Annotated in this window: 3 protein-coding genes; all 3 read right to left on the minus strand. The window is 70.4% G+C overall.

All coding sequences use genetic code 11. The annotated features are described in order from the left end of the window. The coding region (locus MJ785_RS21695; protein WP_239382717.1) for a DNA cytosine methyltransferase at positions 1-732 on the minus strand (732 nt) is incomplete at its 3' end. Beyond that, entirely contained in the window at positions 729-872 is a 144-nt protein-coding gene (locus tag MJ785_RS21700; protein ID WP_239311282.1) for a hypothetical protein, read from the minus strand. The genes MJ785_RS21695 and MJ785_RS21700, both read right to left, overlap by 4 nt. Before the next feature lie 92 nt (positions 873-964). Then, on the minus strand, positions 965-1,539 hold a 575-nt coding region (locus MJ785_RS21705; protein ID WP_239382719.1), incomplete at its 5' end, for a PP2C family serine/threonine-protein phosphatase.

Consider the following 1,539-nt stretch of genomic DNA (forward strand, 5'->3'; position numbering starts at 1 on the left):
GCCCTGACCGGCGTGGGCCATGAGCAGGCGTCCGATGTGTTCGGCGACCTGGGGGACGACCGCCCCGCCGAGCGCGGTTATCCGGGCAGCGTCCAGCCCTCGGGCAGGCCCATCAGCCACTCCACGGCCTCGGGCGTCGGCCGCCACGAACCCGACCGGATCAGCCCACGGACCCGCCTCTCCGTGTCGGCCCGGTATCGGCCACCCAGCCCCCAGCCATGGCGCCCCAGCGAGGCTGTGGGTGTAGGCCACCAGGAACAGTCGCTCCCGCACGTGTGGGGCACCCATGGCGCACGCGGATAGCACTCCCCATTGCGCATCCATCCCGAGCTCGGCCAGGTCGGCGAGGATGGCGCCGAACTCGGCCCGATATCCAGGCAGAGCTGCGGAGTTCTCCACCACGACGTAGCGGGGTCGTAGCGCGCGAACCACGCTGACCATCCACGGCCATCCCCAGCGGGGGTCCGCAGCACCCTGGTGGCGGCCCGCGTCGCTGAACGGCTCGCAGGGCGGGCTTCCGGCGATGACGTCCACTCGAGGGCGAGTTCCTGCTGCCGCCCACCAGTCGGCGGTGCTCCGGACGTCGTCATGCTGGGGCACTCCTGGCCAGTGGCGGGTAAGAACGGTTCGCCGGTACGGGTCGGCTTCCACCTGCCCGACCATGGTCATTCCGGCGCGGGTCAATCCACGATCCATCGCGCCGATTCCGGAGAACAGGGACAGGACGTTCATACCCGCACCGCCGGGGCGGTGGCCGGGAGTGTGCGTGCGGGCAGGGAGGTGACGCACCGGGTGCAGATCAGCCCGGAGTACGGGCCGCGCGCCGGGCAGGTGCTGGCGTTGACGGGATTACGGTCCCCGGCTGTGGGCATGATGGGGAACCTCCTTCTGATCTCGTGAGGGTTGGTGGAGTGCCCCGGCGCGGCAGCGTGCGTGCCAGCGGTGCGCCGCGCCGGGGGTGTGATCACTGGCTGCTGGGTATGAGCACGATGGCGGTGGCGTCGTCGCGGTACCCGTCCCCATCCGTCCCGACCGCGGCGGTGATCGCGTCGGCCAGCGCCTGGGGATCGTGCTCGTGGGCGCGGACGATGGCTTCTAGGTCGGTGTCGGTGAGGGCGCTGTGGACGCCGTCAGTGGTCAGCAGGACCAGCCCTGGGGGGATGACGACCTCGTAGACGGTGGCGACGGTGGCGTGACGCAGGCTCGTGCGCACCCAGTTGTTGTGCTGTTCGGCCAGCTCGACAGGCACCCCGTTGGCACAGAGCTGCTGGCCGACGGTGTGATCGGTTGTGTACTGGTGCAGCACCCCGTCGATGAGCCCGTAGGCGCGGCAGTCACCCACCCAGCTGACGACGGTACCGTCTAGGTCTCCGACGGTGCTGTTCGTGTCGCTCACGGCGACCAGAGCGACGGCATCAGGCTCGTCGTCAGCGCCAGGGTCCGCGATCATGGCGCCAGCGGTGAGGATGCCGGCGAGTCCGCCGTACCGGGCGGCGATACGAGCGGTGACCTGGGCGCAGAGCATTGCGGTGGCCGCAA

The sequence above is a fragment of the Protofrankia sp. CiT1 genome, assembly GCF_917627335.1.
In the GTDB taxonomy this organism is placed as follows: Bacteria; Actinomycetota; Actinomycetes; order Frankiales; family Frankiaceae; genus Protofrankia.

Bases quoted from the DNA above. Each gene is read 5' to 3' on its own strand.
- MJ785_RS21700 (WP_239311282.1), bottom strand. From the start codon at position 872: ATGCCCACAGCCGGGGACCGTAATCCCGTCAACGCCAGCACCTGCCCG.